Origin of the sequence: Sphingomonas sp. HMP9 (assembly GCF_013374115.1) — a bacterium.
In the GTDB taxonomy this organism is placed as follows: Bacteria; Pseudomonadota; Alphaproteobacteria; order Sphingomonadales; family Sphingomonadaceae; genus Sphingomonas.
In genome coordinates this window covers 2086342-2106195 of sequence record NZ_AP022673.1, presented here as the reverse complement: position 1 = coordinate 2106195, position 19854 = coordinate 2086342, and the positions used below count along the sequence as shown (strand labels likewise).

Below are 19854 nucleotides of genomic sequence, written 5' to 3'. Positions count from 1 at the left end.
CGGCCGATCGCTCGGCCGCCGCTTTGTCATTCCTTCAGGCTTCGGTCGAAGCTCAGCGGCACTTCACGTTGCCGCGGTCCACCGACCGGCCCAGCAGTGCGCCGCCGCCGGCACCCGCCAGCGTGCCGAGCGTCCCGCCACCGATCAGGTTGGCCAGCACGCCGCCGCCGAGCGCACCGATCACCAGACCGGTCGTGCCGTCGTTGCGCTTGCAATAGGCGCGGCCGTCCTTGCCGCGATAGATGCGGTCGTTGCGGCTGAGCTTACGCTCGCGGTAATTGCCGTTCTGGTAGCTGCGCGACGGATCCCAGTTGCGATCGTTGTCGCCGCGCCAGTTGCGGTCGTCGCGACGGTTATTGTCGTACCGCCGATCGTCCCGCCGATCGTCACGACGTTGCGCGGTGGCTTCGACGGGGATCATGGCGGGGGCAACGACAGCGACCGACATCAAGGCGGCGATGAAATGCTTCTTCATGGGTAAGTGCTCCTGATCTATGTTGGCACAACACCCGCGCACTCGTAAAAGTTCAAACCGTCGCCGCGTCCGCCATCGAGCAATCATGGTCGCCCCCGGTCTCGACTTGCAGCGTGGCGTGGCCGATCCCGAACCGGTCGTGGAGCATCGTCCTGGCATCGCTCAGGAAATGATCGCCCGGGTGGCCGCCGGGCATCACCAGATGTGCGGTCAGCACCGGTTCGGTCGTGCTCATCGGCCAGATGTGGAGATCGTGGATCCCGGTGACGCCGGGCAGGCCGCACAGCGCGGCATCGACATCGTCGAACGCGATCCCGCGCGGGACGGCGGACAGCGACATCTCGACCGTCTCGCGGAGCAGGCCCCAGGTCTGCCAGAAGATGAGGATCGCGATGACGATGCTGACCGCCGGATCGATCCAGCTGAGCCCGGTCCGCCAGATCATCAGCCCCGCGATCACCACGCCCGCGGAGACGAGCGCGTCGGCGGCCATATGGAGATAGGCGCCGCGGATATTGACGTCGCCCTTGCGTCCGCGTGCGAACATCCAGGCGGTGATCGCGTTGACCGCGATACCGACGCCCGCGACCATCGACACGGTCAGGCCTGCGGTGGGGGCAGGGTCGGAGAATCGCTGCGACGCCTCCAGCACGATCGCACCGAGCGCGACCATCAACAGCAGCGCGTTGGTGAGCGCGGCGAGGATCGTCGAGCCCTTCAGCCCATAGGTGAAGCGCTTGGTCGGCGCAGTCCGTGCGAGCATCGTCCCGCCCCAGGCGACGACGAGGCCGAGCACGTCGGACAGGTTGTGGCCCGCGTCGGCGAGCAGCGCGACCGAGTCGATCCGCAGGCCGACCACCGCCTCGACTGCGACGAACACGATGTTGAGCCCGATGCCGATCGCGAAGGCGCGGTCGAACGAGGCTGGGGCGTGGCTGTGGCCGCCATGCGCATGGCCTCCGTGCGAATGGCCCCCGTGCGAATGGCCCCCGTGCGAATGGCCATGGTCATGCCCGTGATGATGTCCGCCCAAGGCCCGCACTCCGCTAAATCCGGTGGCCGCCTAGCATCGACCTGTCGTGAGATACTAGGACGCGAGATCAACACGCTATGCGTTCCCCAATCCCTCTTCGTCATCCCAGCGAAAGCTGGGATCCAGAGCGGCAGATGCTGCGGTCAGTTACGCTGGATCCTGGGTCGAGCCCAGGATGACGGCGTGTCGGGGGCAGGGGAATCACCCCTCGTTGGCGAGCGCCTTCAACCGGTACAGCGCGTCGAGCGCATCGCGCGGGCTCATCGCGTCGATGTCGAGTTTCGCCAGATCCTCGCGCAGCATGTCGCAGGCGACCTCCTCGACCTGCGCCGCGGCGGCGAACAGCGGCAGGTCGTCGAGCCCCGCGGCGATCCCGCCGGTCTTCGCGCGGCCCGCCTCGAGTTTCGCCAGCACCGCCTTCGCGCGCGCGACCGTCACCGGCGACATGCCCGCGAGCCGCGCGACCGCGAGCCCGTAGCTGCGATCCGCCGGGCCGTCGGCGAGTTCGTGGAGCAACACCAGCTCGCCCTTCCACTCGCGCGCGCGGACGTGATGCAGCGACAGCGCCTCGCAGCGTTCGGCGAGCCGCGTCAGCTCATGATAATGCGTCGCGAACAGACACCTGCACCGGTTGTCCTCATGGATCGCCTCGACCACCGCCCACGCGATCGCGAGCCCGTCATAGGTCGAGGTGCCGCGCCCGACCTCGTCGAGGATCACGAACGACCGCGGCGTTGCCTGCGCGAGGATCGCCGCGGTCTCGACCATCTCGACCATGAAGGTCGAGCGGCCGCGCGCGAGATTGTCCGACGCACCGACGCGGCTGAACAGCCGGTCGACGAGACCGAGCGTCGCCTTGGTCGCGGGCACGTAGGAGCCCGCTTGTGCCAGCACCGCGATCAGCGCGTTCTGGCGCAGGAAGGTCGATTTGCCGCCCATGTTCGGGCCGGTGACGAGCCACAGCCGCGAGCTTTCGGACAGGTTGCAGTCGTTCGCGACGAACCGGTCGCCCGATTTCGCCACCGCGGCCTCGACCACCGGATGCCGCCCGCCTTCGATCTCGAAGCACGCATGATCGACCAGCGACGGCCGTGCCCACGCGCCTTCCGCCGCGCGTTCGGCCAGGCCGGCCGCGACGTCGAGCCGCGCGAGTGCATCCGCGGTCGCCGCAATCGCCTCGCGCGACGCCAGCGCCTGCGCGGTCAGGTCCTCCAGATGCGCCGATTCCGCGGCCAGCGCATGCGCGCCGGATTGCGAGACCTTCGCCGCGACCTCGTGCAGCGCGGGCGTGTTGAACCGCACGACACCCGCCAGCGTCTGGCGATGCGTGAAGCCGCTGTCGGGCTTCATCAGCGGATCGGCGGCGCGCGCGGGCACCTCGACATGATAACCGAGCACGCCGTTGTGGCGGATCTTCAGCGCGGTGACGCCGGTGCTGGTGCGGAACTCGGCCTCCAGCGCGGCGATCGCACGCCGGCCGCCTGCGCCCGCATCGCGCAGGTCGTCGAGCGCCGCGTCATAGCCTGCCGCGATGTACCCGCCATCGGACGCCTCGATCGGCGGCGACGGCACCAGCGCACGCTTGAGCAGGTCGATCAGCGCGCCATGCCCGCGCAACCGTGGCGCGATGTCGCGGAGCAGCGGCGGCGGCGTGTCGATCCCGTCGAGCCGCTCGCCAAGGCTCCATGCGCCGTCAAGCCCGTCGCGCAACTGGCCGAGATCGCGCGGGCCACCACGCCCCGCAGCCAGCCGGCCGAGCGCACGGCCGATGTCCGGCAACGCACGCAGCGTCGAACGCAACCGCTCGCGCGCGGCCTGGTCGTCATGGAACAGCCGGACGAGATCGAGCCGCGCATCGATCGCGCCTGCATCCATCAGCGGTGCACCGAGATCCGCCCCGAGCAACCGCGCGCCCGCGCCCGTGACGGTCCGGTCGACCGCGTCGAGCAGGCTGCCCTTGCGGACGCCGCCGGTGGTGCAGGTTAGCTCGAGGCTCTCGCGCGTGGCCGCGTCGATCGCCATCGTTTCGGCGGCGCGGCCGATCCGCGGCGGGCGCAGGAAGGGCATCGTGCCCTTGGCATTATGCTCGAGATACGCGACCAGCCCGCCCGCCGCGGCGAGCGAGGCGCGGCCGAACTGGCCGAATCCGTCGAGCGTCGCGACGCCGTAGAGCCGCTTTAGACGGGCCTCGCCCGCGGCGCTGTCGAAGTCGAGCTTGGGCCGGAGCGTGGTGGCAGCCTCCGCGAACACGCTCGCCTCCGCGGCGACGACTTCCGCCGCGCCGAGCCGTGCGAGCTCGGCGTCGACCGCGTCGGCCGCGACCTCGACGATCTCGAACCGGCCGGTCGAGACGTCGGCGGCGGCGATCGCCACCGATCCGCCGACCTCTCCGATCGCGACGCACCAATTGTCGCTGCGGGCGTCGAGCAGCGCCTCCTCGGTCAGCGTGCCGGCGGTGACGACGCGGACGATCGCGCGCGCGACAAGCGCCTTGGAGCCGCCGCGCGCCTTGGCCTCGGCGGGGCTCTCGACCTGTTCGGCGATCGCGACGCGGTGGCCTGCCTTGATCAGGCGTTGCAGATAAACCGTCGCGGCATGCACCGGCACACCGCACATCGGGATCGGCTTGCCCTCATGCTCGCCGCGCGCGGTCAGCGCGATGTCGAGTACCCCCGCCGCGATCCGCGCATCGTCCATGAACAATTCGAAGAAATCGCCCATGCGGTAGAACAGCAGGCAGTCGTCCGCCTCCGCCTTCAGGCCGAGATACTGCGTCATCATGGGGGTAGGGGCGGGATTGGCCATCGGCGCGATCTAGCGGGAGTTTGTTGCCGCGTCATCCGGTCCCGTTCTCCTGCGAACGCAGGAGTCTAGGATCAAGCAGCGCGGTCGTTCGGAACCCTGGGCTCCTGCGTTCGCAGGAGAACGATGCCAGCTTGGACGAAGCGTCCGGGGTGACGAATGGAAATCCCCTGCGTAAGGATAGCGGCCAAAGAGAGAGGTCCCCGCCCATGTCCGACGAAACGCTGCAATTCTCCGAACGCGAGGCGCTCCTCTTCCATTCGGAAGGCCGGCCGGGAAAGATCGAGATCATCGCGTCGAAGCCGATGGCGACGCAGCGCGACCTGGCGCTCGCCTATTCGCCCGGCGTCGCGGTGCCGGTGCAGGCGATCTACGACGATCCCGCCACCGTCTACGACTATACCGCCAAGGGAAACCTCGTCGCGGTGATCTCGAACGGCACCGCGATCCTCGGCATGGGCAATCTCGGGCCGCTCGCGAGCAAGCCGGTGATGGAAGGCAAGGCGGTGCTGTTCAAGCGCTTCGCCGATGTCGACGCGATCGATATCGAGCTGAAGACCGAGGACGTGAACCGCTTCATCGACGCGGTCGAGCTGATGGAGCCGACCTTCGGCGGCATCAATCTCGAGGACATCAAGGCGCCCGAATGCTTCATCATCGAGCAGGCGTTGCGCGAGCGGATGAACATCCCGGTCTTCCATGACGACCAGCACGGCACCGCGATCATCACCGCGGCAGGGCTCATCAACGCATGCCTGCTGACCGGGCGGAAACTCTCCGAGGTCAAGATCGTCGTCAACGGCGCGGGTGCGGCGGCGATCGCCTGCACCGAGCTCGTGAAAGCAATGGGCGTGCGCGGCGACAACGTCATCCTGTGCGACCGCAAGGGCGTCATCTATCAGGGCCGCGAGGGCGTCGACCAGTGGAAGTCCGCGCACGCCGCGATCACCGAGACGCGCACGCTGACCGAGGCGCTCGTCGGCGCCGACGTGTTCCTGGGGCTCTCGGCGGCGGGTTCGCTGACGCCCGAGATGGTCAAGGATATGGCCCCCGCGCCGATCATCTTCGCGATGGCCAATCCCGAGCCGGAGATCCGCCCCGAACTGGCGATGGCGGCGCGGCCCGACGCGATCGTCGCGACCGGCCGCTCGGATTATCCGAACCAGGTCAACAACGTGCTCGGCTTCCCGTTCATCTTCCGCGGGGCGCTCGACGTGCGTGCGACGGGGATCAACGACGCGATGAAGATCGCCGCCGCCAACGCGATCGCCGAACTCGCGCGCGAACGCGTCCCCGAGGAGGTCGCCGCGGCGTACGGCGTCAGCCACAGCTTCGGCCCGGCGTACATCATCCCCGCGCCGTTCGATCCGCGGCTGATGGAAGTCGTCCCCGTCGCGGTCGCGAAAGCGGCGATGGAGTCGGGCGTCGCGACCAAGCCGATCCTCGATATCGAGGCGTATCGCCATTCGTTGAGGGCACGCCTCAACCCGACCACCTCGGTCCTTTCGATGGCGTATGAGGGCGCGCGCGCTCACCCGAAGCGCGTCATCTTCGCGGAGGGCGAGGAGGAAGTCGTGCTGCGCGCGGCGATCGCGTTCAAGGAAGGCGGCTATGGCACGCCGGTGCTGGTCGGTCGCGACGACGTGCCCGAGCGGCTGCGCGCGCTCGGCGTCACCGATCCCGAGAGCTTCGAACTCCACAACAGCCGCGTCTCGCCGCTCGTGCCGAAGATGGTCGACTTCCTGTATTCGCGGCTCCAGCGGCGCGGCTATCTGCGCCGCGACTGCGAGCGGATGGTCAACCAGGACCGCAATATCTTCGGGGCGCTGCTGCTCCAGCTCGGCGAGGGCGACGCGATGATCACCGGCATCACGCGCACCTATGGCGAAACGATGCGCCAGATCCGCCGCGTGATCGATCCGCTCGCGGGCAAGACGCCGTTCGGCATCCACCTGCTCGTCGGCCAGAGCCACACGGTGTTCATCGCCGACACCACTGTCAACGAACGCCCCACTGCCGAGCAACTCGCCGACTTCGCCGAGCAGACCGCGGCGGTCGCGCGGCGGATGGGGCATGAGCCGCGCGTCGCGTTCCTCAGCTACTCGAACTTCGGCAATCCGAAGGGCGAATGGCTCGACAACATCCGCGATGCGGTGACGGTGCTCGACGGGCGGCAGGTCGGGTTCGAATATGAGGGCGAGATGGCACCGGATGTCGCGCTCAACCCGAAGCAGCTGGCGAACTACCCGTTCGCGCGGCTGTCCGGCCCCGCGAACGTGCTGATCATGCCGGGGCTCCAGTCCGCGCACATCTCGGCGAAGCTGCTCCGCGAACTGGGTGGCGACTCGGTCATCGGCCCGATGCTGATCGGCATGGAAAAGCCGGTCCAGGTCGCGCCGATGACCTCGACCGCAAGCGAGCTGGTGACGCTGGCCGTCCTCGCGGCGGGCGGCATCGCCCGATAGGTTCGAAATCGGGTCCAACTCCGCTTGCCGTCCGGCGACCCGTTACTAGGGTCCGTCGCGACGATAGGGTGGGGGATGTCATGACGGTGAAGTTTGTGGTCGCGAGTACGCTCGCGACCTGTTTGTCGGCGACCATGGTTGCGGCGCAGGCGATGATCCCCGTGCCTTATGGGGGGACGACGCATGCCGCCGTCCCTCAGTCGCCGCCGGTCGATCCGAGAGATACGCCCGAAGATATCGCAAAGGATTCGGCGCGGGATCAGCGACCAGCATTTCTACAATCGTCCGGGCGCTACCCGGGGCACCTACGATGCTGCCTGGCAACGCTGCCGCCTGATCGCGCGTGGATCGCGAACGCCATCGGGCATGATCCCCTATTCCTATAATCCGACGCTGGTTTCGCCGCTTGCGGCGGGTATCGGGGGCGGGCTGGGCGGACTGCTCGGCAGTGCCATTGTCGAGGGACAGCAACGCCGCGCCAATCGGCGCAATTGTCTGATGATCGACGGCTGGCGGATGGTCGAGGTGCCTCTGGCCACATCGCGGCGCCTCAAGGCGATGACCGATGCCCAACGCGACGCCTATTTCAACGGGATCGTCGGCGCCGAGCGCGTCGATGGCAAGGTGACCGAACGCACCATCTTTACGCAGCCCGTCGATCTCGCCCTAAACTCGATGCGCCCGTTGCCGGCCCGGGATCGGTCTATCTCGGCAAGAAGGTCGATCCCCGCGCGCCATTCGTGCTCGCGCCCGGCGAGGCAGCGGTGGTCGTCGCGTTTCGCCGGCCCGACGCGCACAGCGCCGGCCGTTCGGCGCTCGTCCAGCTCGCGCGGTACGATCCCGTCGGCCGCGACCTGCTCTATCGCCGGAAAGACTGGAAGAAGACCGGCGACACGACGGTGTACGACGTCGCCGTCGGCAGCGTCGATCGCAAGGCGCCCTATGAGGTGCAGGTGATCCGCGTGACGCCAGGCGATTATGTCGTGACCTCGACCGCCGTCGTCGCGAAGATCGGCACGGCCGGCTATTGCTTCGGCGCACCGACGTTCCACGTCGAGCCCGGCACAATACGCTATGTCGGGGACTTCGTTCCGGTCGTGAACGCCAAGCTGAAGACGGGCTCCGTGACGACGCTCGCCTACGCGTCGCATATCGACGATGCACGGCGGACGCTTGCGGCATCGCAGCCGGCGCTTGGGGCCGCGCTGAAACCGGCCCGGATCTTCAATCGGGCGACCTATGCGTGCTCGGCGATCACGATGGATCGCTGGGATGTGCCGGGCGCGGAAGATCTGCCGCCCGCGCCGTCAACCGGATCGCCAACCGCCATCACGGCGGCCGCGGTCACCGGCGTGCGATAGACGGCCCGCTGCCGGGGGCGGGCGTCCGGATGCGGCTTACGCGTCGATGCTCGTCCCCAGCGAGGCGTGTACCAGCCCGCCGTCGACCGTGATCGTCTCGCCGATCACATAATCCCCGGCACGGCTGGCGAGATAGATCGCGGCGCCCGCCATATCCTCGTCGACGCCGACGCGCTTCGCCGGAATCCCTTCCGCCACCGCGTCGCCGTGATCGCGCGCGGCCTTGTTCATGTCGCTCGCGAACGCCCCCGGTGCGATCGAGGTGACGTTGATCGAATCCGTCACCAGCCGCGCGGCCATCCGCTTCGTCAGATAGATCAGCGCCGATTTCGACGCGTGATAGCTGTACGTCTCCCACGGGTTGAGCCGCTGGCCGTCGATCGAGGTGATATTGATGACCTTGGCAGGCTTCGCGCGCGATCCCGACGCCTTCAGCGCCGCGTGCAGCGCCTGCGTCAGGAAGAACGGCGACTTGACGTTGAGGTCCATGACCTTGTCCCAGCCGACCTCCGAAAACTCCTCGAACGGCACGCCCCACGCCGCGCCCGCATTGTTCACGAGGATATCGAGCTTCGACTCGTGCTCGGCGAACTGCTCGGCCAACGCCTTGCACCCTGCCACCGTCGAGACGTCCTGCGGCAGCGCGATACAGTTCGGCCCGAGTTCGGCAACGGTCTCCTCGCAGGCGGCGGCTTTCCGCGACGAGATATACACCTTGGCCCCTTGCGCGATGAAGCCCGCGGCGATCATCTTGCCGATCCCGCGGCTGCCGCCGGTGATCAGCGCGACGCGGCCGTCGAGCCGGAACAGGGTGGTCGTATCCATCACGCATCCTCCAAAAGTTTGCCTGCTTGGTATCGCCGAGCGCCGCCCGCCGCAAACCCGTTTTTCGAACGAGCTGTCATTGACGAGTGCCGAAGCCATACTATGCTCGCCAAAAAGCAGGAGAGTGCGTGTGAGGTTTTCAGGCAAACGTGCCGTCGTGACCGGCGGCGCGTCCGGCATCGGCCGGGCGACCGCGCTGCGGCTCGCCGAAGAAGGCGCCACCGTGCTGATCGGCGACATCGACGAGGCCGGCGGCCGCGCGATCGCCGACGCGTCCGACGGCCGTATCCTGTTCCAACGCACCGACGTGCTCCAGGCGGGCGATATCGAGGCGCTGATGCAGGCCGCCGACGATGCAGGTGGTCTCGACATCCTGTTCAACAATGCCGGCGCAGGCGGTTCGCGCGACCCGATCGGCGAGATCTCGCCCGAGGACTGGGACCGCACGCAGGCGCTCCTCCTCCGCTCGGTCGCGCTCGGCATCCGCTACGCGGCGCCGCTGATGGCGAAACGTGGCGGCGGCGCGATCGTCAACACCTCGTCGGTGTCCGCGCTCGGCACGGGCTATGCCCCGACCGCCTACTCCACCGCCAAGGCCGGGGTGCTGCACCTGACCAAGCAGGCCGCCGCCGATCTCGCGCGGCATGCGATCCGCGTGAACGCGGTCGTCCCCGGCTTCATCGTCACCAACATCTTTACGCGGATGCTCGATCTCGACGCGGCGAAGATCAGCAAGGCCGACGCGATGATCGCACACATCGCCGCCGACGCGCAGCCGATCCGCCGCCCCGGTACCGGTGAGGACATCGCCGCTGCGGTCGCATTCCTCGCTAGCGACGATGCGAGCTTCATCACCGGCACGCACATCCTGGTCGACGGCGGCATGACGATCGGCACGCGGCCGAGCTGGGATCCGGCGCAACCGTCGCTGTTCTCGATCCTCGATAGCCTGAAATGACCGCCCCGATGACCGGCTCGCTATGACCGCCTCGGCCCGGCGCCTGTCGACCGCGACGATGGCGAGCTATGGCTTCGGCGCGGTGGCGTACGGGGTGAAGGATTCCGGGTTCGGCACGTTCCTGCTGCTGTTCTACAACCAGGTCGTTGGGTTGCCATCGGCGACGGTCGGGCTGGTCATCATGATGGCGCTGCTGATCGATGCGTTCGTCGATCCCGCGGTCGGCTTCTTCTCCGATCGGACCCGGACCCGGTGGGGGCGGCGGCATCCGTGGATGTATGCGTCGGCGCTGCCGATCATGATCGGCTGGCTGCTGCTGTGGAATCCGCCGGCGATGCTGTCGCAGCCGCAGACGCTCGTCTGGCTGTTCGCGATGGCGGTGCTCGTGCGCAGCGCGGTGAGTTGCTACGAGGTGCCGTCGGTCGCGCTGACCCCCGAGCTCAGCTCGGGCTATGACGAGCGGACGCGGATCATGGCCTATCGCTATCTGTTCGGCTGGGTCGGTGGGTTGCTGATGCTGCTGTCGGCGTACCAGTATTTCCTCAGCCCCACCGCGGCGTTCCCGAACGGCCTGCTCAACCGCGCGGGCTATGCCGGGTTCGCGCTGGCGGGCGCGGTCGCCATCGGCGTCGCGATCCTCGTCTCCGCGCTCGGCACGCACCACGAGATCAGGCATCTGCCCAACCCGCCGATCGCCCGCCAGACTCTGCGCGAGTCCTTCGCCGAACTTCGCCAGACCGTGAAGAACCGCGCGTTCGCGATCCTGATGGCGGCGGGCGTCTGCGCGTACACGATCCAGGGCATCAGCTATGCGATGTCGAACTATCTCTACACCTATGTCTGGGGCTTCAAGGGGCCGGTGTTCGTCTACCTGACGATCGCGCTGTTCACGGGCGTGTTCCTCGCGTTCCTCGCCGCGCCGCGGTTGGGCAGGACGGGGAGCAAGCCCAGGGTCGCGCTCGCCGCGGTGCTGCTCGGCGCGACGCTCAACACCGCGCCCTATTGGTTGCGGATGCTCGGCGTGTTCCCGGAGGTCGGCGACCGCGCGCTGCTGCCGATGCTGTTCGGGCTCTTCATCCTCGGCACCGCGTCGAACGTCACCGGGTTCATCCTCGGCGCGTCGATGATGGCCGACGTGGTCGAGGATTCGGAGGCGAAGACCGGGCGGCGCTCCGAAGGCGTGTTCTTCGCGGGCTCGTTCTTCGTCCAGAAATGCACGAGCGGGATCGGCATCTTCTTCGCCGGGATGATCCTGGCAGTGGCGGGTTTCCCCGCCAAGGCGACCCCGGGGACGGTGCCGGTCGCGACGATCGACCGGCTGACGCTGATCTATGCCGGGCTGTACGTCGCGCTCGCCTGCGTCTCGGCGTATTTTTTCGCGCGGTTTCCGTTTGGGCGGGTCGAACATGAGGCACGGCTGGCGCGGCTGGCAACGAAACCGACCTAACCACCTTCGTCATCCTGACGAAAGTCAGGATCCAGGGTGACGGAGGACTGTCCTTTACGGCTCTGGATCCTGACTTTCGTCAGGATGACGGGGCTAGTGGAAGGCGCTGCGCGTCCCTCCCTTCCAGCAAGCGGAACTGCACGTTAGGACCGACGCATGGCCTTCCCGCCCTCGGGGAACGGCGACATCGGAGTTTCCATGCGTATCCCCGCACTAGCCACCGCCCTCGGTCTCGTCCTCGCATCCCCCGCCGTCGCGCAGACGATCGCCCCGATCCTCACCACCCCCGACGCGCGTGATCCGCACAGCTACGCCCGCCCCGCCGAGGCCCGCGTCACGCACGTGGCGCTCGATCTCGCCGCCGATTTCGACACGCACGTCATCCGCGGGATCGCGACGCTCGACATCCTCGCTGCCCCCGGCGCCAAGCAGGTCGTGCTCGATGACAACGGCCTCAAGATCGTCAACATCACCGACGCGGCAGGCAAGCCGCTGGCCTACGAAGTCGGTGCGGTCGACAAGATCCACGGTGCGCCGCTGACCGTCACGCTGAACGGCGCCAAGAGGATCCGCATCGCCTACGCCTCGTCGCCCGACGCGAAGGCGCTCCAGTGGCTGACGCCGGCGCAGACCGCGGGCAAGAAACAGCCGTTCCTGTTCAGCCAGGGCGAGGCGATCCTCAACCGCAGCTGGATCCCGACGCAGGATTCGCCCGGCATCCGCCAGACCTGGGAGGCGAAGATCGCGGTGCCGAAGCAACTCGTCGCGGTGATGAGCGGGCTGTCGTCGGGCAAGCCGGTCTGCGCGGCCGATCGCTGCACGTTCGAATACGAGATGGACAAGCCCGTCGCGCCGTATCTGATCGCGCTCGCGGTAGGCAATATCGCGTTCAAGTCGACAGGCCCGCGCACCGGCATCTGGGCCGAACCCGCGACGCTCGCCAAGGCCGCGTATGAATTCGGCGAGCTCGAGAAGTTCGTCGCCGCCGCGGAAGGGCTGTACGGCCCGTATCGCTGGGGCCGCTACGACGTGCTGGTCTTGCCGCCGTCGTTCCCGTTCGGCGGCATGGAGAACCCGACGCTGACCTTCGCGACGCCGACCGCGATCGCGGGCGACCGCAGCCTCGTCTCGCTGATCGCGCACGAACTCGCGCATAGCTGGTCGGGCAATCTCGTGACCAACGCGACGTGGGACGATTTCTGGCTCAACGAAGGCTTCACCAGCTATTTCGAGAACCGGATCATGGAGGCGCTGTACGGCAAGCGCCGCGCGGACATGGAGGCCGATCTCGCCTGGACCGATATGCAGGCCGCAGTGAAGGAAGCCGGCGGGCTCACGTCGAAGGACACGCAGCTCCACCTCGATCTCGACGCGTCGCGCGATCCCGACGATGGCATGACGCAGATCGCCTATGACAAGGGCGCATCGTTCCTCCGCACGATCGAGAAACAGGTCGGCCGCGCGCGCTGGGACGCGTATTTGCGCAGCTATTTCGACCGCCACGCCTTCCAGCCGCAGACCAGCGCGGGCTTCCTCGCCGACCTGAAATCGAAGCTGCTGACCCCCGCCGAGGCCACGACGATCGGCGTCGACACCTGGGTCTACAGCCCCGGCATCCCCGCGAACGCGGTGCATGTCACATCCGCTGCGTTCCCCGCGGTCGATGCTGCGGCGAAGGCCTATGCGGCAGGCGGGCCCGTGTCCGGTGTCCCAGGCAAGGCGACCACGCAGGAGATCACGCGCTTCCTGTCGCAGCTCCCGCGCACACTCCCCGCCGAGCGGCTGAAGGCGCTCGACGCCGCGTTCGGCTGGAACAGCACCGGCAATGCCGAGATCCGCTTCGCCTGGCTGCAACTCGCGCTCGCCAATCACTATGCGCCGGCCGACGCCTCGGCGGAGCAGTTCCTGACCTCGCAGGGCCGCCGCAAATTCGTTGCGCCGCTGTTCCAGCAGATGATGGACTCGGGCGACTGGGGTCACAAGCTCGCGATGGATATCTACGGCAAGGCGCGGCCGGGCTATCATGCGGTCACGCAGGTCACCGTGGACCGCATAACCGGCTGGAAACTGATGAACTGAGCCAGTCTGGCTGACGCTTTGGGGCGTTGGTCGGCGCGGTAACACGCTTCGTCGGATATGGTTCCCGGCCGACTTTCAATTAAATCGAACCTCCCGTAGCCAGAATGCGACAAACGGGTTTTGGCCGGGGGGTCTCGATGAATTTCAAGGCGTTAGCAGCGCGTTTTGCGCTGGTGGTATCGTGCGGCCTGATGACGGCCACACCGGCAGCAGCCCAGTTCTGGCAGTGTGTAACGTTTGCTCGCTCGGTGTCGGGCATCGAAATCCGCGGCAACGCGAACACCTGGTGGAGCCAGGCCGAGGGTCGCTACGAGCGTGGCCACACCCCGAAGGCCGGTTCGGTCCTCGCCTTCTCGCCGACCTCGCGGATGCGCGTCGGCCATGTCGCGATGGTCTCGAAGGTCGTCAGCGACCGCGAAGTCCTCCTCACCCACGCCAACTGGTCGCGCCCCGGCGCCGTCGAGACCAACGTCCGCGCAGTCGACGTCTCCGACGCCGGCGACTGGAGCATGGTCAAGGTCTGGTACGGCCCGCAGGGCGGCCTCGGCACCTCGGCCTATCCGACCAAGGGCTTCATCTATTCGGGCCATGCCCCGGCCGGCGGCACGCTCGACGCGCCTGCGCAGCCCTCGTTCCAGATGGCCAGCGCCACGCGCACCGTCACCGCAACGCAGCGCGCCAACGCCGCGCAGCTCGCGAGCGTGCAGCACGGCCCGACCGACCCCCGCGGTATCTTCACGCTGGTGAACGAGGCGAACTAAGCCCGTGGTGCCCGGCTGGTCCGGCATCCGTTGCCTTCCCAACGTCTCGCGCTGATCGCCCCCCAGACAGTCTAGCGCTTTAACGCTACCCGAAAGAAACACCTCCCCGGCGAAGGCCGGGGCCCAATTGGTGAGGTTTCGGTAACAGCGCGCAACGTCGATCAGCGACGTCTCCCAATTGGACCCCGGCCTCCGCCGGGGAGGTGCAAACGCACAGAAGCCGCTACGAAAGCGCGCGAATGTGACAGCGCAAAATGGTCGCCCAGTCGTGCTGCCCTGTTCTCCCGCGAATGCGGGCGCCCAGTCTGGATCCCCGCCTTCGCGGGGAAACATATTCTATTCGCTCATCCGCAAAACGCGCCAAGCACATTCAGGTGAAAGTTCTCACGCAGCCCTGAACGTCAGCGCATCGCCATTCATGCAATAGCGCTTCCCCGTCGGCTTCGGCCCATCATCGAACACATGCCCCAGATGCCCGCCGCACCGCCGGCAATGCACCTCGGTCCGCGCCATTCCCATCGTCGAATCGACCCGCGTCCGCACCGCGTTCGGCAGTGGCTGCCAGAAGCTCGGCCAGCCGGTGCCGCTCTCGAACTTGGTCTTCGACGAGAAATTCGGCAGACCGCACCCTCGGCACGAGAAGACGCCTGCGCGGTGCTCGCCATTGAGCGGACTCGAATAGGGCCGCTCGGTACCCTCCTTGCGCAGCGTAGTATACGCGTCCGGCGACAGCTTCTTGCGCCACTGCGCGTCGGTCAGAGTCACCTCGAACCGCTCGGCCGCCTGTGCGGGCTGCGACGAGCATCCCCAGAGCGCAAAGCCGGCGACACCCGCTCCGGCAAGCGTGAGAAAAGCGCGGCGGTCCTGAGTCATATCGGTCTCCATGATTCGGATATAGGTACGCGCGAACCGACCGATAAGGTGACGCCAACACTCAGTATTTGCTGATTTCCACCGGCAGCGTGCGATAGCCGTGGACGAAGCACGCCGCGACCCGGGTCGGCTCGGCCAGCACGTTGATCCGCATCCGCCGCGCTGCCATCTCCTCGAGCAATATCGCGATCTGCATCTCGGCGAGTCGCGCGCCGACGCAGCGGTGGATGCCGTGCCCGAACGCCAGATGTCGCCGGGCGTTCGGGCGATCCACCTGGATCGAATCCGCATCCTCGCCGAACACGCTCTCGTCGCGGTTCGCCGAAATGTACCAGAGCGCGAGCTTGTCGCCCGCCTTGATCTGCTGGCCCATCAGTTCGGTGTCCGCCGTCGCGGTCCGTCGCATATGCGCGAGCGGCGTCTGCCAGCGCAGGATCTCGCTCACCGCATTGGGGATCAGCCCCGGGTCCGCCTCCAGCTTGGCGCGCGACTCGGGAAACTTGTCGAGGCCGTAGGCGAGCGCGGACATCGAATTGCGCGTCGTATCATTGCCGCCGACGATCAGCAGGATGAGGTTCCCGATAAATTCATTGTGGTCCATGTGCGCCATCGCATCCGAATGGATCATCATCGAGATCAGGTCAGGCGTCGGCGCCTTGTCGATCTTCGCGTCCCACAGGGTTTTGAAATACGACCCGCATTCGAACATGTGGACGAGGCGTTGCTGGCGCAGCTCCTCGGTCTTCACCAGTTCGATATCCCCCGCCCAGTCCGACCAGAAGGTCAGCTTCCGCCGGTCCGCCCACGGAAAGTCGAACAGGATCGCGAGCATCTGCGTGGTGAGCTCGATCGCGACGGTATCGACCCAGTCGAAGCGCGTGTTCCACGGCAGGCTGTCGAGCATGGCCGCGGTCCGGGTGCGGATATCGCCCGACATCCGCGTCATCTCGCTGGGGGTGAAGGCGGGCGCGACGGTGCGGCGCTGGCCGGTATGGACGGGGCGGTCGCGCGCGATGAACATCGGCATGCGGACATCGCGCTCGGCGACGAAATCGGCGATCGTGATGCCGCCCGCCTCGGAGGAATAGAGATCGGGGAGGGACTCGACCTCGACGATGCCCTTGTAGCTGGAGACCGACCAATAGGGGCCGTAGTCGGAGTGTTCGACGTAATGCACCGGCGACTCGGCGCGCAGCCGGGCGAACGGCGCCTGCCACATATCGTCGCGGTAGAGTTCGGCGCGGCTCACATCGAGCGGATCGACGGTCACGTCCACATTGCGCACCAGAGTAGCCATCATCTCTCTCCCGCATTTTTGCGCAGGAGAGTCTTAGCTGACACCTATGTCAATAGAGCGGTTCTCCTGCGAACGCAGGAGCCCAGGGTCGCGAACATAACTGTTTGTAATCCTGGGCTCCTGCGTTCGCAGGAGAACGGCTTACGCCGCCGCCGCCGCTGCCTTGGCCTTCCGCCGCCAGAACGGCCGCGCACTCCCCGATTGCAGCACGCCCCGCCGGAACAGCCGCGCGCCGACCGTGATGAAGATCGTCACCCACAGCGCCTGCCATGCGAGCGCCGCGACGTGCGGCCACAGCGCGGGCGAGTTCGCCGCGCGGCCGGCCATCGCGAACGGCGACGACAGCGGGAACAGCTCGGCAGCGGTCGCGATCCAGCTGCCGGGATGCGCGACCGCGGCCGAGGACAGCCCGAACATCGCCACCTGCAGGATCGTGATCGGCAGCGACAGCATCTGGATCTCGCGCATCGTCGAGGCCTGCGCGCCGACGCCGAGGAATACCGAGCCGAGCAACAGATACGCCATGCTGAAATAGGCGGCGAACAGCAGCGCGAACATCGGCACGCCGATCGCAGGCGTCAGGTCGCCCAGCGCGACCGCAGCCGCAGCGGGCATCAGCGACGTGATCTGCGTGACAACGGTGCCCCAGAACGCGACGAACAGCACCGCGACGCCGAACATCCCGATCAGCTTGCCAAAGAACACCGATTCGAGCGGCACCGCCGCGGCAAGCACCTCGATCACCTTGTTGTTGCGCTCCTCCGCCATCGTGCCGACGACCTGGCCCGAGAGGAACAGCGTCAGGAAGAAGATCCCGAACACCGCGAAGAACGCGGACTGGTGCTGGCCGCCGACCGAGGTGGTCGAGCGCGTGATGCGCGTCTTGGTCGCGGCGATCGTTGGCAGCGTGCCACCGAGCTTCTGCGCGGCCAGCGTCGTCTGGGCGAGCAAGCCGAGATAATCCGCCGACCGTCGCCCGCGCGGGCCGTACAGGATCTGCGGCGCATCGAGCGGGCCGTACAGCACTGCCTCCGCATCAATGTCCTTTGTCTCGAACGCGGCGCGCGCCTGCGCGGCCGGGTCGCCGGTGGGCGTGACGGTCGTCAGACTAGGCGGCGCTTCGTCGCCGCCGAACACGTCGCGCAATCGCGTATCAGCCTGAGCGATAGGCCGGTTGAGCGGAGCAGAGATGATCGCGACGATACGCGTCGTGTCCTGCGCCCCTGTGGTAGCGCTTCGAGCACCCATTCCGCCGATGATGCTGAACATTCCCATAATTGCTGGCGCGAATAGGAACAGCAGGAAGATCGGCGTGAATACCGTGGCGATAAAATCTCGCCGCGCGATCGTGAAGGTCTGGCGCAGGGTCCGGCGGAAGCGGGTCATGCGGCAGTCTCCTGAGGCACGGGTGCATGCTGTCCCACGATCCGGACGAACGCCTCGTGCAGACCGGGCCGCTCGATCGACAACCCCGAAATCCCGTACCCCGCGTCGATCAACCGTACGAGCAAGCTCTCGATCCCCTCGTCGGGCAGTTCGAACCGCCAGCTATCCCCGTCCGCCGCCGCATCCGCCGGCAACACGCCGCGGATCGCCGGATCGGGCCGGTGCGGCGTATAGTGAACCCGCTGCGGCAGGATCCCGCGCGCGTCCGCCACCGTCCCCTCGAAGCGGCGCTTGCCGCCGGCGATGATCGCCAGCCGGTCGCACAGCCGCTCGGCATGGCTCATGATATGCGTCGAGAACAGGATCGTCGCGCCGCGGTCGCGCTCGGCGAGGATCAACGCCTCGAGCCGCTCCTGGTTGACCGGATCGAGCCCCGAAAACGGCTCGTCGAGCACCAGCAGATCTGGTTGGTGCACGACCGAGCCGAGCAGCTGCACGAGCTGCGCCATGCCCTTCGACAGCTTGCGGATCTTCTCGTCGACCGCATGGCCGAGCCCGGCGGCCTCCATCAGCACCACCGCACGCTCGCGTCCTGTCTTCCAGTCGAGTCCGCGCAGAGCCCCCAGAAACGCGATCGCCTCACGCGCCTTCATTGCCGGATACAGCCCGCGTTCCTCGGGCAGATAGCCGACCCGGTCGCTCGCATCCCTCGGATTGTCGTAGCCGAGCAGCGTGCGCGATCCGGCGTCGGGCTCGATGATCCCCAGCAGCATGCGCAAGGTGGTGGTCTTGCCGGCACCGTTGGGGCCGAGCACGCCGTACACCGAACCGCGTGGCACCATGATGTCCACCCCATCGACCACGCGCCGGTCGCCGAACCGCTTCACGATTCCGCTCGCAGTGACCGCCCATTCATCGTTCACGCGCAATCTTCCTCCCGAGGGTAGCATCGTGGTAGCGGGCGGACGTGGCGCAAGACAAGCTGGAACACCGACTTAAGTCCAAAGCGGCCGAATTGGGCTTCGCCGCCTGCGGAATTGCGCGCGCCGACGCCGCGCCGCGCGCGGGCGAGCGCCTTTACCAATGGCTCGCGGACGGCCGTCACGGCGACATGATCTGGATGGAGGAGCGCAAGCACCACCGCGAAAGTCCCGCCGGCCTCTGGCCCGAGGTCCGCAGCGTGATCGCGCTCGGCATGAGCTATGCGCCGAAGGATGACCCGTTGCGGCTGGCAGACGAGGGCGGGGTAGGGCGCATCTCGGTCTATGCGCAGGGCCCTGATTATCACGATGTCGTGAAACGCCAGTTGAAGGCGCTCGGGCGCTGGCTGGCAGCGGAAGCGGAACGGGACCTGCCCCCGTTCGACCTGAAAGTGTTCGTCGACACCGCGCCGGTGATGGAAAAGCCGCTCGCCGAAGCCGCGGGGCTTGGCTGGCAGGGCAAGCATACCAACCTCGTCAGTCGCGAGCATGGCAGCTGGCTGTTCCTCGGCGCGATCTACACCACGCTCGATCTGGCGCCGGACAAGGGCGGCGTCGACACCTGCGGCAGTTGCGACGCGTGCCAGACCGCATGCCCGACCGACGCCTTCCCGAAGCCGTTCCAGCTCGATGCCCGCCGCTGCATCTCCTATTTGACGATCGAGCATGCCGGGCCGATCCCGCACGAATTCCGCGCCGCGATCGGCAACCGCATATATGGCTGCGACGACTGTTTGGCCGTGTGCCCCTGGAACAAGTTCGCCGCCGCCGCCAACGCGAACCTCGCCTTCCACCCGCGTGCGGAACTCGTTGCGCCGGAGCTGGCGGACATCCTAGCGCTCGACGACGCGAGCTTCCGCCAGGTTTTCGCCGGCTCCCCGATCAAGCGGATCGGCCGCGACCGGATGGTCCGCAACGCACTGATCGCGGCGGGCAACAGCGGTGATTTACGACTGGCCCCGCTCGTGCAGGGTCTTCTGTCGGACGAGAACGCGGTGGTGCGCGACGCCGCGGACTGGGCGCTGTCCCGGTTCGGCGAACACGGTGGCGGATGACTATCTTACCGCCTTCGTAACCTCTCTGCTGGTAGGGAATCGCCACAGGCGGAGGTT

At 67.2% G+C, this 19854-nt stretch carries 15 protein-coding genes; 7 read left to right on the top strand and 8 right to left on the bottom strand.

Annotation, left to right across the window (positions count from 1 at the left end):
* Window positions 1–52 precede the first annotated feature (52 nt).
* The 3 genes from HMP09_RS09315 to mutS all read right to left on the bottom strand — a co-directional run bounded on the left by HMP09_RS09315 (window position 53) and on the right by mutS (window position 4289).
* Window positions 53–475 (bottom strand): glycine zipper 2TM domain-containing protein, encoded by a 423-nt coding sequence (locus HMP09_RS09315; RefSeq protein WP_176500127.1) that lies wholly within the window; start codon window positions 473–475, stop codon window positions 53–55.
* 52 nt (window positions 476–527) lie between these two features.
* Window positions 528–1508 carry a cation diffusion facilitator family transporter gene (locus HMP09_RS09310; RefSeq protein WP_176500126.1) on the bottom strand — a complete coding sequence of 327 codons (981 nt, stop codon included), beginning with the start codon at window positions 1506–1508 and terminating at the stop codon, window positions 528–530.
* 201 nt (window positions 1509–1709) lie between these two features.
* Complete coding sequence (gene mutS / locus HMP09_RS09305; RefSeq protein WP_176501690.1) at window positions 1710–4289, bottom strand: DNA mismatch repair protein MutS; 2580 nt, start codon at window positions 4287–4289, stop codon at window positions 1710–1712.
* A 230-nt stretch (window positions 4290–4519) separates the two neighbouring features.
* Between mutS and HMP09_RS09300 the strand changes: the two genes are divergently transcribed.
* Both HMP09_RS09300 and HMP09_RS18400 read left to right on the top strand, forming a co-directional pair.
* The gene (locus HMP09_RS09300; protein WP_176500125.1) at window positions 4520–6775 is read left to right on the top strand and encodes an NADP-dependent malic enzyme; all 2256 of its coding nucleotides are present in this window, start codon (window positions 4520–4522) and stop codon (window positions 6773–6775) included.
* 740 nt (window positions 6776–7515) lie between these two features.
* Window positions 7516–8136: a hypothetical protein gene (locus HMP09_RS18400; RefSeq protein WP_232090159.1), complete on the top strand. Its 621-nt coding sequence runs from the start codon at window positions 7516–7518 to the stop codon at window positions 8134–8136.
* Window positions 8137–8172: 36 nt separating this feature from the next.
* Here HMP09_RS18400 and HMP09_RS09290 read toward each other — a convergent pair whose 3' ends face one another.
* Entirely contained in the window at window positions 8173–8961 is a 789-nt protein-coding gene (locus HMP09_RS09290; protein WP_176500124.1) for an SDR family NAD(P)-dependent oxidoreductase, read from the bottom strand.
* 130 nt (window positions 8962–9091) lie between these two features.
* On the opposite strand from HMP09_RS09290, the gene HMP09_RS09285 reads away from it, so the two are divergent.
* The 4 genes from HMP09_RS09285 to HMP09_RS09270 all read left to right on the top strand — a co-directional run bounded on the left by HMP09_RS09285 (window position 9092) and on the right by HMP09_RS09270 (window position 14206).
* Window positions 9092–9919, top strand: coding sequence for an SDR family NAD(P)-dependent oxidoreductase (locus tag HMP09_RS09285; RefSeq protein WP_176500123.1), 828 nt, complete (start codon window positions 9092–9094; stop codon window positions 9917–9919).
* A 22-nt stretch (window positions 9920–9941) separates the two neighbouring features.
* A complete protein-coding gene (locus tag HMP09_RS09280) occupies window positions 9942–11366 on the top strand; it encodes an MFS transporter (protein ID WP_232090158.1) in 1425 nt (474 codons plus the stop codon).
* Window positions 11367–11564: 198 nt separating this feature from the next.
* Window positions 11565–13445, top strand: a complete 1881-nt coding sequence (locus tag HMP09_RS09275) for a M1 family metallopeptidase (RefSeq protein WP_176500122.1) — start codon at window positions 11565–11567, stop codon at window positions 13443–13445.
* 137 nt (window positions 13446–13582) lie between these two features.
* Window positions 13583–14206: a CHAP domain-containing protein gene (locus tag HMP09_RS09270; RefSeq protein WP_107957749.1), complete on the top strand. Its 624-nt coding sequence runs from the start codon at window positions 13583–13585 to the stop codon at window positions 14204–14206.
* A gap of 384 nt (window positions 14207–14590) precedes the next feature.
* Here the strand turns inward: HMP09_RS09270 and msrB are convergent, their stop codons facing one another.
* The 4 genes from msrB to HMP09_RS09250 all read right to left on the bottom strand — a co-directional run bounded on the left by msrB (window position 14591) and on the right by HMP09_RS09250 (window position 18712).
* Window positions 14591–15091: a peptide-methionine (R)-S-oxide reductase MsrB gene (gene msrB / locus HMP09_RS09265; RefSeq protein ID WP_197942423.1), complete on the bottom strand. Its 501-nt coding sequence runs from the start codon at window positions 15089–15091 to the stop codon at window positions 14591–14593.
* A 49-nt stretch (window positions 15092–15140) separates the two neighbouring features.
* Window positions 15141–16376, bottom strand: coding sequence for a cytochrome P450 (locus HMP09_RS09260; protein WP_176500121.1), 1236 nt, complete (start codon window positions 16374–16376; stop codon window positions 15141–15143).
* Between the two features lie 141 nt (window positions 16377–16517).
* Complete coding sequence (locus HMP09_RS09255; protein ID WP_176500120.1) at window positions 16518–17762, bottom strand: ABC transporter permease; 1245 nt, start codon at window positions 17760–17762, stop codon at window positions 16518–16520.
* Entirely contained in the window at window positions 17759–18712 is a 954-nt protein-coding gene (locus tag HMP09_RS09250; RefSeq protein ID WP_176500119.1) for an ABC transporter ATP-binding protein, read from the bottom strand. Before HMP09_RS09250 ends, HMP09_RS09255 begins: the two co-directional genes overlap by 4 nt.
* A 17-nt stretch (window positions 18713–18729) precedes the next feature.
* Between HMP09_RS09250 and queG the strand changes: the two genes are divergently transcribed.
* Window positions 18730–19797 carry a tRNA epoxyqueuosine(34) reductase QueG gene (gene queG / locus HMP09_RS09245; protein WP_176500118.1) on the top strand — a complete coding sequence of 356 codons (1068 nt, stop codon included), beginning with the start codon at window positions 18730–18732 and terminating at the stop codon, window positions 19795–19797.
* The last annotated feature ends 57 nt before the right edge of the window (window positions 19798–19854 follow it).

What these genes read in the sequence shown, in the direction of transcription:
- HMP09_RS09300 (WP_176500125.1), top strand. Translation starts at nt 4,520, where the DNA reads ATGTCCGACGAAACGCTGCAATTCTCCGAACGCGAGGCGCTCCTCTTC.
- msrB (WP_197942423.1), bottom strand. Translation starts at nt 15,091, where the DNA reads ATGGAGACCGATATGACTCAGGACCGCCGCGCTTTTCTCACGCTTGCC.
- HMP09_RS09280 (WP_232090158.1), top strand. Translation starts at nt 9,942, where the DNA reads ATGACCGCCTCGGCCCGGCGCCTGTCGACCGCGACGATGGCGAGCTAT.
- HMP09_RS09315 (WP_176500127.1), bottom strand. Translation starts at nt 475, where the DNA reads ATGAAGAAGCATTTCATCGCCGCCTTGATGTCGGTCGCTGTCGTTGCC.
- HMP09_RS09290 (WP_176500124.1), bottom strand. Translation starts at nt 8,961, where the DNA reads ATGGATACGACCACCCTGTTCCGGCTCGACGGCCGCGTCGCGCTGATC.
- HMP09_RS09250 (WP_176500119.1), bottom strand. Translation starts at nt 18,712, where the DNA reads ATGCTACCCTCGGGAGGAAGATTGCGCGTGAACGATGAATGGGCGGTC.
- HMP09_RS09255 (WP_176500120.1), bottom strand. Translation starts at nt 17,762, where the DNA reads ATGACCCGCTTCCGCCGGACCCTGCGCCAGACCTTCACGATCGCGCGG.
- mutS (WP_176501690.1), bottom strand. Translation starts at nt 4,289, where the DNA reads ATGATGACGCAGTATCTCGGCCTGAAGGCGGAGGCGGACGACTGCCTG.
- HMP09_RS09260 (WP_176500121.1), bottom strand. Translation starts at nt 16,376, where the DNA reads ATGGCTACTCTGGTGCGCAATGTGGACGTGACCGTCGATCCGCTCGAT.
- HMP09_RS09270 (WP_107957749.1), top strand. Translation starts at nt 13,583, where the DNA reads ATGAATTTCAAGGCGTTAGCAGCGCGTTTTGCGCTGGTGGTATCGTGC.
- HMP09_RS09275 (WP_176500122.1), top strand. Translation starts at nt 11,565, where the DNA reads ATGCGTATCCCCGCACTAGCCACCGCCCTCGGTCTCGTCCTCGCATCC.